We start from the raw sequence: 12,579 nt of genomic DNA, 5'->3' as shown, positions 1-12,579 counted from the left end.
CTTATACCGTCAGTACGACGCAGCTGTCCGCATCCCAGCACAGGCTCACTTCATCGCCCCAGGTTGGCTGTCCCTTGCGATACCGGTGCTCGTTCTGTAGCTGGGCGCTGAGCATCTGCCCGCTTTTCAGGCGAACGTGATAAATCGACAGGTCGCCGAGATAGGCAATGTGCACCACTTCACCCACGGCAAAGTTATAGCCATCGGCGGGCGGCTCATCGCAAAGCATGATTTTTTCCGGGCGCAGGGCCACGTAGACCGGCACGTTGTCCACCACGGAGTTGTCAGAGTCGACCTTCAGCGGGTGCACCAGCCCCGGCGATTCAATCACCAGGCCATCGTCCTGACGCTCCTTCAGCAGCCCTTCGAAGACGTTCACCGAGCCGATAAACTCCGCGCTATAGCGGGTGGTCGGGTGCTCGTAGATCTCTTCCGGCTCGCCAATCTGCACGAACTTACCGCGATTCATGATCGCAATGCGCCCGGCCATGGTCATCGCCTCTTCCTGGTCGTGAGTCACCATCACGCAGGTCACGCCCACGCGCTCGAGGATATCCACCACTTCCAGCTGCATCCGGTCGCGCAGCTTTTTATCCAGGGCGCCCATAGGCTCGTCGAGCAGCAGCAGCTTCGGACGCTTTGCCAGGCTTCTTGCCAGCGCCACGCGCTGACGCTGGCCGCCGGAAAGCTGGTGCGGCTTGCGCTTCGCGAACTCCTGCATGTGCACCAGGCTCAGCATCTCCGCCACGCGCGCGGTGATTTCGGCTTTCGGCAGCTTGTCCTGCTTCAGGCCGAAGGCGATATTCTGCTCGACGGTCATGTGCGGAAACAGCGCGTAGGACTGAAACATCATGTTTATGGGCCGCTGGTACGGCGGCACGCTGGAGAGATCAACGCCGTCCAGCACTATCTGCCCGGCGGTCGGCTGTTCAAACCCGGCGAGCATGCGCAGCAGCGTGGACTTACCGCAGCCCGATGCGCCGAGCAGAGCGAATATTTCGCCTTTGTAGATCGTCAGGCTGACGTCGTCCACGGCATGCTGGCCGTCGAAGGATTTGGTGAGGTTACGAATTTCAAGAAGCGGGGTCAGCGCTTTACGGACTTTCGCCTGCGGGCGGGGGATCGCGTCATTCACGGGGTGCTCTCCGGCATAGATCAACACTGGTGCAAACGCACCGTCAGGGTGCGCATCGCCGGGCGGCGCTAACGCTTGCCCGGCCTACGGGTTGTGTCGGCCCGGTAAGCGTTAGCGCCACCGGGCAACGATATCAAACGCCGTTACTTACCGCTTTTCACCTTCGTCCACGCGCGGGTACGCACGCGGTCGATCTTAGGCTCCTGCACCTTCAGGGTGAACAGCTTGGCAAAGACGTCCGCTGGCGGATAGATCGCCGGGTTATTGCGGATATCCTCGCTGACCATCGGCACGGAGGCCTTGTTACCGTTAGCGTAGTAAACATGGTCGCTAATGTGGGCAATCACTTCCGGACGCATCAGGTAGTTGAGGAACTGATACGCTTCCTCTTTGTTTTTCGCATCAGCCGGCATGGCGAAGACGTCGAAGAACGCCAGCGCGCCCTCTTTCGGAATGAAGTAGGAAACATTCACGCCGTTTTTCGCCTCTTTCGCACGGTTCGCCGCCTGCCAGACGTCACCCGCCCAGCCGATCGCCACGCAGATATCGCCGTTCGCCAGGTCGTTGATGTACTGAGAGGAGTGGAAGTAGCGAATATTCGGACGCAGCTTCAGCAGCAGGTCGGTTGCCGGACCGGTGTAGTCGTCGGCCTTGCTGCTGTTGGGATCTTTGCCAAGGTAGTTAAGCACGGTGGCAAAAATTTCTTCCGGCGCATCGAGGAAAGAGACGCCGCAGCTTTTGAGTTTTTCAAGGTTTTCCGGCTTCAGCACCACGTCCCAGCTGTCCAGCTTGACGTCCGGGCCCAGCGCGGCTTTGACCTTATCCACGTTAAAGCCGATGCCGGTGGTCGCCCACAGGTATGGCATCGCGTATTTATTCTCCGGATCGTGCTTAGCCACCAGCTTCAGCACCTCCGGATCGAGGTTTTTCCAGTTGGATAATTTGCTCTTATCCAGCGGCTGGAAAACGCCGGCGGTCAGCTGACGTTCAAGGAAACTTGCCGACGGCACAACCAGGTCAAAGCCGGTGCTGCCCGCCATCAGTTTGCCTTCCAGCACTTCGTTGGAATCGAATACGTCGTAGACCACTTTAATGCCGGTCTCTTTTTCAAAATTGGCGACGGTGTCCGGCGCAATATAGTCAGACCAGTTATAGACGTGCAGCGTTTTTTGTTCCGCAGCGAGCGTGCCGGCAGAGACGGCCATCAGAGCACCCGCAACCAGACCCGATAACCATTTTTTATTCAAGGCGATCATATTGTTATTCCTTCTGAAAGCTCGTTAACAAACGAACCAAAACTGTGCAGCCTGAAGATATGCAATAATCATGCATAGTTTGTCGCTCTGCCCGAAATAAATATAACCCCCTTTTTCCGGCAGGATCCGCTCGCTTTTTTAAGCATCGCAAGAATAACTGTAGCCCGTGTCTCCGGCTATAGCCCAGACGAAAAAACGCCTTTTATCAATTTTTTATGCAGATTATGTCTACGTGATAAGCCGAAACGGCCTGAGAGGAGGTGAAAAATTCTTTAAAGAAAGGTTAAAAGCAGCAGAAAAAACGGTGTTATGCAGCCGCTCTGGCAGCGACTGCGCAAAAGTCAGACGGCCTTAGTGGAGAAAATTGGGAGATGCATCATTATTCTCAGCATCATCTTCCGCGCTGTACAGCAGGTGGTGTGCGTTGGCTTCCATCATTACCATGGAAATCTGCTCTTCGCTCAGGCGCATAAACCAGGCGAACTGCTTGAAGGAGAGCCCGGCGCCGGAGAATAAAGACTGGCAAACCACCAGCTTCGGCAGGTTATCATCCTGTATGTCGAGAAACGCTTTGACCGTCAGAGAACTGGCGTTAATTGCAGACAGATCGGACGCCAGCGCCAGCAGCGCGGAAGGCTTCACTTCGGCCAGCGCCGAGAAAAGAATGACGTCGTTAATCAGATCGATTTTGGCATCAAAAATGCCGTCGAAATTTTGCATGTGAGGCAGATGCAGCGCCTGGCAGGAGTCGCATTCGAAGAAAGTAATACCGGCATCATCGAGCCATTGACGTAACGTATCCAGTGTAGGTACGACCTGTAAATCCATCGCTGTGCAGCCTCTTAAATAAAAACGTTGTCCAGATTACGCAAAAAGTGCGCGCCGATCCATTTAACCGCCCGTTTTCAGGCAAAATCCCGGCGTTGCGTGACGTTCAATCCACGCGATCATTTTACCTGCAATATCGACGCCCGTGGTTTTTTCCACCCCTTCCAGCCCCGGCGAGGCGTTGACCTCCATCACCAGCGGCCCGCGCTCGGCGCGCAGCAGATCGACCCCCGCAACGTCCAGGCCTAACGTCTGTGCGGCTTTCACCGCGATCGCACGCTCGCGCTCGCTGATAATGGCCACCCGCGCAATGCCGCCGCGGTGCAGGTTTGAGCGGAAGTCGCCCTCTTTCGCCTGCCGCTCAATGGCAGCCACCACTTCATCGCCCACCACAAAGCAGCGGATATCGCACCCTTCGGCCTCTTTAATATATTCCTGCACCAGAATATGGGCATTCAGACCGCGAAACGCGTCAATCACGCTTTCAGCCGCCTGACGCGTCTCCGCCAGTACCACCCCGATTCCCTGCGTGCCTTCCACCAGCTTTATGACCAGCGGCGCACCGCCCACCATGTCGATCAAATCGCTGGTGTCGTCCGGGGAGTGGGCAATCCCGGTGACAGGCAGATCGATCCCCTGGCGCGCCAGCAGCTGTAGCGAGCGCAGTTTATCGCGGGCGCGGGAAATCGCCACGGACTCGTTGAGCGGATAGCTTCCCAGCATTTCAAACTGGCGCAGCGCAGCCGTGCCGTAATAGGTGATCTGGGAGCCAATGCGGGGGATCACCGCATCGAAGTGCGGCAGCTTGCGGCCCTTGTAGTGAATCGACGACGCCGCAGGGTCAATGTTCATATAGCAGGACATCGGATCGAGGATCTCAATCTGATGCCCGCGCTTCGCCGCCGCTTCTCGCAGACGTTTACATGAATAGAGCGTTCCATCCCGGGACAATATGGCAATCTTCACCCTGCACCTCTCTAAAGACATGGTAAAAGCCTGCCTATCATACACGAGGCGCGGGAGGAATGGACTACCGCGTTGCCCAGCCCTGCTTGTGCAGGTAATCAAGAATGAACGGGCGGCTCTCCTTGATAATGGTGCGACGAATATGGTCGCTCCAGGTGTCGCGACGGTTGTTGCTGTCGCGCGTCAGGTAGTAGTTCGCCAGCTCTTCGTCGTATTGATTCAGAACGTCCTGGTCGACCGGCTGGTAGTGGTTTTCATGCACCAGCATCGCGGCAGGAATACGCGGCTTCAGATCCGGGTTGTCCGCCGGCCAGCCGAGGCACAGGCCAAACAGCGGCAGCACGTGTTTCGGCAGCTTCAGCAGCTCGGTCACGCTTTCGATGTTGTTGCGCAGCCCGCCGATATACACCCCGCCAAGCCCCAGCGATTCCGCCGCCGTGAAGGCGTTTTGCGCCATCAGCGCCGTATCGACCACGCCCAGCAGCAGCTGTTCCGCCAGCCCCAGCTCCGCCTCAGGGCAGATTTGCAGGTGACGGTTAAAATCGGCGCAGAACACCCAGAACTCGGCCACCTGGGCAACGTGCTTTTGTCCACCCGTGAGCGTCACCAGCTGTTCACGCATCGCCGGATCGGTGATGCGGATAATCGAGCTGCACTGCAAAAAGCTGGAGCTGGAGGTGCCGCGCGCGCTATCGATGATCGCTTCCCGCTGTGCCTGAGTAATTGGCTCATCGGTAAAATGGCGAATGGAACGGTGGGAACGAAGCAGGTCAATGGTTGGCGTCATTTTGTCTCTCTTTGTATTGCGTAAAACGTATGGCAGCCAGTATAGGCAATGATCCCCATGATGTAATTGGCGAAACATAGCCTGACTGTATCAAAGTGACAGGTGAAACCTTCTTTCCATGACGACAGGTTATCGTGCACTATAGGCATTATTCGCCGTCAGGCTTGTTTTTTGAGGAGAGAGAAATGTTTGCAGTAATTTTTGGTCGTCCAGGATGCCCTTACTGTGTGCGCGCGAAAGAGCTGGCTGAGAAACTGACTGAAGAACGTGATGATTTTAACTTCCGCTACGTGGATATCCACGCGGAAGGCATCAGCAAAGCCGATCTGGAAAAAACCGTGGGTAAACCGGTTGAAACCGTGCCGCAGATTTTCCTCGACCAGAAACACATCGGCGGCTGCACCGATTTTGAAGCCTACGCCAAAGAGCACCTTGGCCTGTTTGCCGCTCAGTAAGGCAATCCGAAGACGCCCTCACCCTGAGGGCGTTTTTATTTACGGTGCTTCCGCTGTTGCAGCAGGCTGCGCGTAAATAAGAAACACAGCGCGCCCAGCGCACACCAGAAAACGCCGCTCAACAACCACGCCACTTCCTGCCAGACGCTTCTCGACGAGAGAAACAGCACGCGCATCAGAAGCAAGCAGATGGGCGCCGCAAGGATTGCCCCCAGAAGCGGCATCACCACCTCGCCTTTGCGCGAGAGAAAACTGGCCACGGCCCCCGGCAGAATGAAAAACAGCAGGCCCAGCTCCGGATGACCGGACGCTCTGAAGGCGCCCTTCACGTTAAATGCAAGCGACATGCAAACTACCGTAAACAGCAAAAAACAGCTGATTACGCCAGCCCAGTTTCGTTTAAAGTTCAAACTATCCTCCTGACTTATCTCTATCAAATACAAAAATCGTCCGGTGGACGCCCAGTCAGATAAAGCATTGCGGCAATCCTTGCCAAAACACGCACGGAAGTCGTGCGATAATAGGTGGCTGTCGGTAGCTATTACGATTAAACTAACCGCCTGCTAGTGTTTAGGGTATTTATCAGGAAGCAGGGAGGTTCTCAGTGATTCCCTGACTCTGAAAACAGTAGCCCAAATAGTCCTTTCATTCAACAACTTACTGGTAAACAAGAAGTTAGCCTCCGTGAATATAAACGTCGCAGACTTGTTAAATGGGAATTACATCCTGTTATTATTTGTGGTACTGGCACTGGGCCTTTGTCTGGGTAAATTGCGCCTGGGTTCAGTTCAACTTGGTAATTCCATTGGCGTTTTAGTCGTCTCGCTGTTATTAGGTCAGCAACATTTCAGTATTAACACGGACGCGCTTAACTTAGGTTTCATGCTGTTTATTTTTTGCGTAGGCGTGGAAGCCGGCCCGAACTTTTTTTCGATTTTCTTCCGTGACGGCAAAAATTATCTGATGCTGGCGCTGGTGATGGTCGGCAGCGCGCTGCTGATTGCGTTAGGGCTGGGCAAACTGTTTGGCTGGGACATTGGCTTAACGGCCGGTATGCTGGCCGGCTCGATGACCTCCACGCCGGTGCTTGTGGGTGCCGGGGACACGCTTCGTCATTCTGGCATGGCAGGCACGCCGCTTTCCGTCGCGCTGGACAACCTGAGCCTGGGCTATGCCCTGACCTATCTGATTGGTCTGGTAAGCCTGATTGTTGGCGCGCGCTATCTGCCGAAACTTCAGCATCAGGATCTCCAGACCAGCGCCCAGACCATTGCCCGCGAGCGCGGCCTGGACACGGACTCCAAACGTAAGGTTTACCTGCCGGTGATCCGCGCGTACCGGGTCGGCCCGGAGCTGGTTGCCTGGACCGACGGGAAAAACCTGCGCGAACTTGGGATCTACCGTCAGACCGGCTGCTACATCGAACGAATTCGTCGTAACGGTATTCTGGCTAACCCGGACGGTGACGCGGTGCTCCAGATGGGCGATGACATCGCCCTTGTCGGCTACCCGGACGCCCACGCGCGTCTCGATCCCAGCTTCCGCAACGGGAAAGAGGTGTTCGACCGCGACCTGCTGGACATGCGTATCGTCACCGAAGAGATTGTGGTGAAAAACCACAACGCCGTGGGCCGCCGTCTGGCGCAGCTGAAGCTGACCGACCACGGCTGTTTCCTCAACCGCGTGATCCGCAGCCAGATTGAAATGCCTATCGACGATAACATTGTGCTCAACAAAGGCGACGTGTTACAGGTCAGCGGCGATGCCCGACGTGTTAAAACCGTTGCCGATCGTATCGGCTTTATCTCCATTCACAGCCAGGTAACGGACCTGTTAGCGTTCTGCGCCTTCTTCATTGTCGGCCTGATGATTGGGATGATCACCTTCCAGTTCAGCAACTTTAGCTTCGGCATCGGTAACGCTGCCGGCCTGCTGTTCGCCGGGATCATGCTGGGCTTCCTGCGAGCGAACCATCCGACCTTCGGCTATATCCCTCAGGGGGCGCTGAACATGGTGAAAGAGTTCGGCCTGATGGTCTTTATGGCGGGTGTCGGCTTAAGCGCCGGGAGCGGCATTGGCAACGGACTGGGCGCTGTCGGCTGGCAAATGTTGCTTTCCGGACTTGTCGTCAGCCTGGTGCCGGTGGTGATCTGCTTCCTGTTCGGTGCCTACGTGCTGCGCATGAACCGCGCCCTGCTCTTCGGCGCGATGATGGGCGCGCGTACCTGCGCACCGGCGATGGAAATCATCAGCGACACCGCGCGCAGCAATATCCCGGCGCTGGGCTATGCAGGCACATACGCGATCGCAAACGTGCTGCTGACGCTGGCAGGTACGCTGATCGTCATTATCTGGCCTGGACTCGGATAAGTCTCAAGTTTGCGCGTGGCTGAAAAAATTTTCGTTACGTGCAGAACTTTTTACACAGGTCACAGTCATAACTATTGCCACTGCTTTTCTTTGATGTCCCCAATTTGTGGAGCCCATCAACCCCGCCGTTTTGGTTCAAGGTTGATGGGTTTTTTGTTGTCTGAAGTTCGTGACCTTTTTAATCAGGTAGTTAGAGCTCCATTTCGATAGGAATGGCGGCGGATTTTTGTGTAATCTATTGAATGTTTTTTCTAAATTCTCGCCAATCATCGGTGATTTTAACCATAAGTCTTTCGCAGCAATGCCCTTTCAGGCCGATATCTTTATGAGCCTGTTGGTTCAGAACCTCTAAAGCCGCATAGGCCATATCACCTATTTTTCCTTGTGTATCAGCATACTTGTAGTAAGCGCTCTCCTTAGGCTCCCCTTCCAATTTTTCAATTTCATTTATGTAAATGCTTTCCATAGCATGTCTGTGTTCTTTGATCAGATCTCTAAATTCACCATCAAAGTATACAAATGCAGTAATTTCTAACTGTGCAAGGTTACGCATAGACTCATTGAACGTTTGTGGATGCAAATCGTTATCTCCAACAGTTACGGCACAGTGAGCTTGTGCCTTATTAGAACGCCCCCAGAAAGCAATTTTTTCAAAATGACTCAAAGTAGTTTCGTATGCCTTAACTTTTGATTCCCAATACTTTTCCTTCTTGAACTTAGTGAGTCCCCATCGACTACCTGCCCAAGCACCTGCAAAACCGACCAATGCAGGAATAATCTTTTCGATAAAAGAGAACGAACTTGCAAAATCCATGTGTACTCCGGATTTAAATACTTTTTAAAAGTTCATCCAGCTTACTATAACAATAAAAAAAACCGCCAGCGGCGGGTCAGAATCAGTAAGCAAATTGCTTCTACATATTTTTGGGATGAGGCGCTGCTGCGCTGATTTTTTGCGGACGGCATACTGACCGTACAAAAGTTTCATGCGACACGATGGTATGCCCGTACTCGATATTAGTGCACAGGTTGTAGCGTTCTTTGGTTTGATTGGAAACTTGGAAACTGTTTCAGATATGTGCCGCCTGTACGCACATAGAACAATTCATCATAATAATCAGATCTAATTATTAACTAAATAGCAATAATGAGAGATGATTGTTCGCAATTTTGAACTAATTGTTCCATTGCGAACTCATCAATTTTCACCTCAAACTCAATACTGGTTGTGAAACCACTGTCAGCGCTGGCCGTATGCATGAACGTGGTGATTGTCCATTCCGCATCATCTATGAGCTGCTTAAAGCCGCTAATCTTCCCTTCACGGGCATTTACGTGTAGAGATCGGCACGGCCTTCTCAGTTAAAGGGAGAAAGACGCCACACCACGCTGTAGAGCTCCCATTGCATTTTGGCGGCCCTGTTGGCATAGGCCCGGTTCAGCACCAGCACATTTTCATCCGCACCCACCAGATAATCTCCCTGCTTCGCCTCCAGCTCCATTGCTGTCATGGTTTTCTTCCGGTGCTTAACGCTTTACGCCCAGCTTTCGTCCTAGCGGTCCACCGAAAATGCCCAAGCCCGATACGGCAAAAAACTGACCGGACACACCGCCGTACATCACAGCTCACCGATTGCGGTGAAACATAACATTCTCACCAGCACCTTTATCCCGCGTCCGCTGCTGAGCCAGTAGGCATTCAGCCGCTTTGTTCAGGACTATCAGGTGTCTGGTAACGCCTACCTGGAGACAGGTGTCTGGTAACGCCTACCTGGAGAAACGGACGAACAGACTGGTGGACATTCTGTAACTGAAGCCATCGCTGGCGAAATACACACGCCGCTGGATCGACCTCGATACTTACTGGTTTGTGCAATACGGCATGACCACGCAGCCGTATAAGTTCACTCAAGGCAGCAACTTCATCTGATGGAGCCGGATATGAACCATGAAATTTACGGCCTGCTGGCATACCTGTCCGCTATACTTAAGTCCTGCTCAACGAGTTCGCCACCCTGTTCCGCCAGAAGTATTACATTAACGGCAGCCACGCGAGTTTCATCTTGTACATGACCGACACCGCGCAGAACCAGGAGGTAATAAACAATATCCGCCAGGCCATGAAAAACGCAAGGGGCCGGGCAAATTCCGCAACCTGTTTATGTACTCGCCTAACGGCAAAAAGACAGAATTCTGATCATCCCTCTGTCAGAGGTGGCGGCTAAGGATGAGTTTTCGAACAACAAGAATGTGAACCGGGACGACATGATGGCAGCACATCTTGTACCACCTCAGATGATGGAAATTATGCCGAGTAATGTTGGGGGTTTGGGGATGAGGAGAAAGCGACCAAGTTTTTTTTTCGAAATGAGTTACTGCCGTCACAGAAAAGAATGGATAAAGTAAAAAACTGGTAAGAGACGAAATTTTGCGATTTAAGTCATATTATCTGGGCTGATGATGCTTGTAAATCAACATGTTTTGCTGTTCGATAGAACAAACCAAAAATCTGATCAGTGGGAAAAGTTCGTGGTACAACAAGCATGGTCCTTTAAAGCAATTGAAAAAGGCAACGTAAGGTACTGGGCAAATGATGGCTATAACGACGATTACTCAGTTTTCTATCGCTACAATAATTCTGTCCCAAATTACAAAAATGTCAAAGAAGGAGATCTTGTAATAATTAGAAATAGAGATAATATTTTAGGAATCTCTATTATAGAAAAATTAGAAACATACGACACTGAAAAAAATGTGTATAAATGCCCCCATGACGAATGCAATGCAAAAAAGATCCGCCCACGCAAAACAATGATGCCAAAGTGGCGTTGCGATAACGGACATGAATTTAATGAGAGAAGGTTGGTTTTAGAGCCTGCTATAGGATTTATAGCTACTTATGGTTCCGTTTTTAAGAAACTAAAAGACATCCCTCTTGATAAACTTGAAGCTGAAAGCTTGCGCTATAACGTTCAGTTATCCATACAGGAAGTAAATATACAGTGGGCAAAAGAACTATTTGATGCTCAAATATCGTCGATTCTTCTTACTGCAGGAGAAGCAGATAACGACTCTCCAGATTTGCTTGAAGGTGATCAGAGGAAACTAGTAGATAGGCAGATCAGGCAAAGACGTGGACAGAAAACATTTCGAGATAAGCTGTTAAAGTCCAGCCCTATATGCGCAGTTACAGGATGTGAGCTTGTAGATATTCTTGAGGCGGCACATATTGATGCTTACAGAAATGAAAGTCATAACCATATAAGCAACGGATTGCTGCTCAGAAGCGACATTCATACTCTGTTTGATCTAAATTTATGTGCTATACATCCGGAGTTTTTGACAATTCATTTCTCTAAAAAAGTCATCAATGAAGGCTATGATATTTATCATAATAGCATAATAAACACGATACATCGTATATCTCTGACAGCACTCATTAAAAGATGGAGTGCGTTTAAAGAAAACTGAAACCACATCATCATATCAAATAAAAAACAGCCGAGGACTTCCCCGGCAGTTTTTTATTTTTTTATTGCACGAAGAGTTGTCATAAGATTCTCACCATAAGGAGTAAGCGTCCAATATGTCCCTTTGTCTTTTACGCTCCGATTCCTTTCACTTTTCGTTATTAAACCAAGCGCTCTCAATTGAACTTTCACCGTTTGAAATGATGATGACTTCATTATTATTGAAAGTATATTCAGCCCCAAAACATCTTCATTATCCGTAAGCTGATCACGCACAATTTTTGATATAGAAGAATTAACTGCAGAATGTAATCCCTCATCAGCAATTTCATCTATCATCATCGGTGAAACATAGGAAAAAATCTCATTCCAGCTAATTTTCGCACTAGCAGAGTAACGTTTTCCATCATGGGTCCATTGAGAGGGGGATGCATTAAATGTATACTCAAATTCAAATAAATCATCACCCTGAGATAAAGTTTCACTTCCAACTGGAGCAGTTGTTTTGCTGGCAACAAGTTGACTCTCAAGCTCTTCAATTGTTCTTTTTAATTTCAGTATTTCTTGAGCTTCACTTTCACTGGCAACAAGATTACCTTTAACCCAGCCAACAGCAGGTGATTCTCGTGTAAGTTTGATTAAACTTCTACTGACCTGACTTCCGAGTTCTGCAGGGGACTCCCAGAAGCGACAAAGCCGATTTTTAACCAACTCTTCAAATCTCGCCAGTTTTTCTTTACCATCAGAGGTTGACTCGCAAAGTCTTGCAGCCAAATTTTCCTTGTTTTTGTGGATAAAACCAATAACCGGTTTTCCAGTTTCAACTGCGTAACGATACTCCATTTCCGTATAGCTTAGTCCATCGGGTCCAATAGATCCGTATCGTCCTGCTAGGATGACTATATAATAATCACTGTCATCAATTACTTTCTTTATCAAACTCCATTGATCGCTATTAGTTGCCGGGAATAACTCCATCCCTGCTGGCATACAATCAAGCTCCAATAGTGCCTGCATCACTTCTTGGCGTTCTTCTTCTAAATCTGAAAACGTTGAACTAACAAATACCTGATAGCGCTTATCCAAAATCAAGATCCTCTCAAAATTTGCATAACCTAATTTAAACAAACTACTGAAACCATTCTGTGAGCGCGCGCTCGTATCCCCGCCACGCCTGCCCGCTTTAAATAATAGTTTTATGGCTGGAAAGTGCGGCAGTTCTGGTGGGTCAGCACCGTTACGCTCCTTTTGATCATGCAAATCTACACGCAACTCGGCACTTATGGTGTACATAAACCCAGCAAAAGTCCGC

11 protein-coding genes and 3 pseudogenes are annotated in these 12,579 nt (G+C 50.8%); 4 read left to right on the top strand and 10 right to left on the bottom strand.

What is annotated here, in order from left to right; all coding sequences use genetic code 11:
- Position 1: 1 nt before the first annotated feature.
- The 5 genes from potG to nfsA all read right to left on the bottom strand — a co-directional run bounded on the left by potG (position 2) and on the right by nfsA (position 4,972).
- Complete coding sequence (gene potG / locus IM300_RS07130) at positions 2 to 1,135, bottom strand: putrescine ABC transporter ATP-binding subunit PotG (RefSeq protein ID WP_017693732.1); 1,134 nt, start codon at positions 1,133 to 1,135, stop codon at positions 2 to 4.
- A 143-nt stretch (positions 1,136 to 1,278) separates the two neighbouring features.
- Complete coding sequence (potF, locus tag IM300_RS07125; RefSeq protein ID WP_193035885.1) at positions 1,279 to 2,391, bottom strand: spermidine/putrescine ABC transporter substrate-binding protein PotF; 1,113 nt, start codon at positions 2,389 to 2,391, stop codon at positions 1,279 to 1,281.
- 351 nt (positions 2,392 to 2,742) lie between these two features.
- Positions 2,743 to 3,219 carry a YbjN domain-containing protein gene (locus tag IM300_RS07120; RefSeq protein ID WP_003858385.1) on the bottom strand — a complete coding sequence of 159 codons (477 nt, stop codon included), beginning with the start codon at positions 3,217 to 3,219 and terminating at the stop codon, positions 2,743 to 2,745.
- Positions 3,220 to 3,282: 63 nt separating this feature from the next.
- Complete coding sequence (rimK, locus tag IM300_RS07115; RefSeq protein ID WP_193035959.1) at positions 3,283 to 4,185, bottom strand: 30S ribosomal protein S6--L-glutamate ligase; 903 nt, start codon at positions 4,183 to 4,185, stop codon at positions 3,283 to 3,285.
- Between the two features lie 64 nt (positions 4,186 to 4,249).
- Positions 4,250 to 4,972: a nitroreductase NfsA gene (nfsA, locus tag IM300_RS07110; protein WP_193035883.1), complete on the bottom strand. Its 723-nt coding sequence runs from the start codon at positions 4,970 to 4,972 to the stop codon at positions 4,250 to 4,252.
- Positions 4,973 to 5,157: 185 nt separating this feature from the next.
- Here nfsA and IM300_RS07105 point away from each other — a divergent pair, with 185 nt between their 5' ends.
- Positions 5,158 to 5,427 (top strand): GrxA family glutaredoxin, encoded by a 270-nt coding sequence (locus IM300_RS07105; protein ID WP_014169305.1) that lies wholly within the window; start codon positions 5,158 to 5,160, stop codon positions 5,425 to 5,427.
- A 35-nt stretch (positions 5,428 to 5,462) separates the two neighbouring features.
- Here IM300_RS07105 and IM300_RS07100 read toward each other — a convergent pair whose 3' ends face one another.
- Entirely contained in the window at positions 5,463 to 5,837 is a 375-nt protein-coding gene (locus tag IM300_RS07100) for an inner membrane protein YbjM (RefSeq protein WP_063449233.1), read from the bottom strand.
- A 274-nt stretch (positions 5,838 to 6,111) separates the two neighbouring features.
- Between IM300_RS07100 and IM300_RS07095 the strand changes: the two genes are divergently transcribed.
- Positions 6,112 to 7,797, top strand: a complete 1,686-nt coding sequence (locus IM300_RS07095) for an aspartate:alanine antiporter (RefSeq protein ID WP_063866223.1) — start codon at positions 6,112 to 6,114, stop codon at positions 7,795 to 7,797.
- A 235-nt stretch (positions 7,798 to 8,032) separates the two neighbouring features.
- Here the strand turns inward: IM300_RS07095 and IM300_RS07090 are convergent, their stop codons facing one another.
- The 3 genes and pseudogenes from IM300_RS07090 to IM300_RS07080 all read right to left on the bottom strand — a co-directional run.
- Positions 8,033 to 8,611, bottom strand: coding sequence for a hypothetical protein (locus tag IM300_RS07090; protein ID WP_193035881.1), 579 nt, complete (start codon positions 8,609 to 8,611; stop codon positions 8,033 to 8,035).
- A 100-nt stretch (positions 8,612 to 8,711) separates the two neighbouring features.
- Positions 8,712 to 8,909 (bottom strand): annotated as a pseudogene (locus tag IM300_RS07085) (ogr/Delta-like zinc finger family protein).
- Positions 8,910 to 8,931: 22 nt separating this feature from the next.
- Positions 8,932 to 9,329 (bottom strand): annotated as a pseudogene (locus IM300_RS07080) (hypothetical protein); the annotation flags it as partial.
- Between the two features lie 64 nt (positions 9,330 to 9,393).
- Here IM300_RS07080 and IM300_RS07075 point away from each other — a divergent pair.
- Together IM300_RS07075 and IM300_RS07070 are read left to right on the top strand one after the other, a co-directional pair.
- Positions 9,394 to 10,255 (top strand): annotated as a pseudogene (locus IM300_RS07075) (phage portal protein).
- The gene (locus IM300_RS07070) at positions 10,255 to 11,268 is read left to right on the top strand and encodes an HNH endonuclease (RefSeq protein WP_226842120.1); all 1,014 of its coding nucleotides are present in this window, start codon (positions 10,255 to 10,257) and stop codon (positions 11,266 to 11,268) included. Before IM300_RS07075 ends, IM300_RS07070 begins: the two are co-directional and overlap by 1 nt.
- 53 nt (positions 11,269 to 11,321) lie before the next feature.
- Here the strand turns inward: IM300_RS07070 and IM300_RS07065 are convergent, their stop codons facing one another.
- On the bottom strand, positions 11,322 to 12,560 hold the full coding sequence (locus IM300_RS07065) for a DUF4062 domain-containing protein (RefSeq protein WP_225303551.1): 1,239 nt from the start codon (positions 12,558 to 12,560) through the stop codon (positions 11,322 to 11,324).
- Between the last annotated feature and the right edge of the window lie 19 nt (positions 12,561 to 12,579).

It is taken from the genome of Enterobacter cloacae complex sp. I2 (assembly GCF_014896205.1).
GTDB lineage: Bacteria > Pseudomonadota > Gammaproteobacteria > Enterobacterales > Enterobacteriaceae > Enterobacter > Enterobacter quasihormaechei.
Note: the sequence above shows the minus strand (reverse complement) of the source record. Positions and strands in the feature narration are given on the sequence as shown.

Excerpts from the sequence above, each read along its gene's own strand:
- nfsA (WP_193035883.1), bottom strand. The coding sequence starts at position 4,972 with ATGACGCCAACCATTGACCTGCTTCGTTCCCACCGTTCCATTCGCCAT.
- IM300_RS07120 (WP_003858385.1), bottom strand. The coding sequence starts at position 3,219 with ATGGATTTACAGGTCGTACCTACACTGGATACGTTACGTCAATGGCTC.
- IM300_RS07065 (WP_225303551.1), bottom strand. The coding sequence starts at position 12,560 with ATGTACACCATAAGTGCCGAGTTGCGTGTAGATTTGCATGATCAAAAG.
- IM300_RS07090 (WP_193035881.1), bottom strand. The coding sequence starts at position 8,611 with ATGGATTTTGCAAGTTCGTTCTCTTTTATCGAAAAGATTATTCCTGCA.
- potF (WP_193035885.1), bottom strand. The coding sequence starts at position 2,391 with ATGATCGCCTTGAATAAAAAATGGTTATCGGGTCTGGTTGCGGGTGCT.
- IM300_RS07070 (WP_226842120.1), top strand. The coding sequence starts at position 10,255 with ATGATGCTTGTAAATCAACATGTTTTGCTGTTCGATAGAACAAACCAA.
- IM300_RS07105 (WP_014169305.1), top strand. The coding sequence starts at position 5,158 with ATGTTTGCAGTAATTTTTGGTCGTCCAGGATGCCCTTACTGTGTGCGC.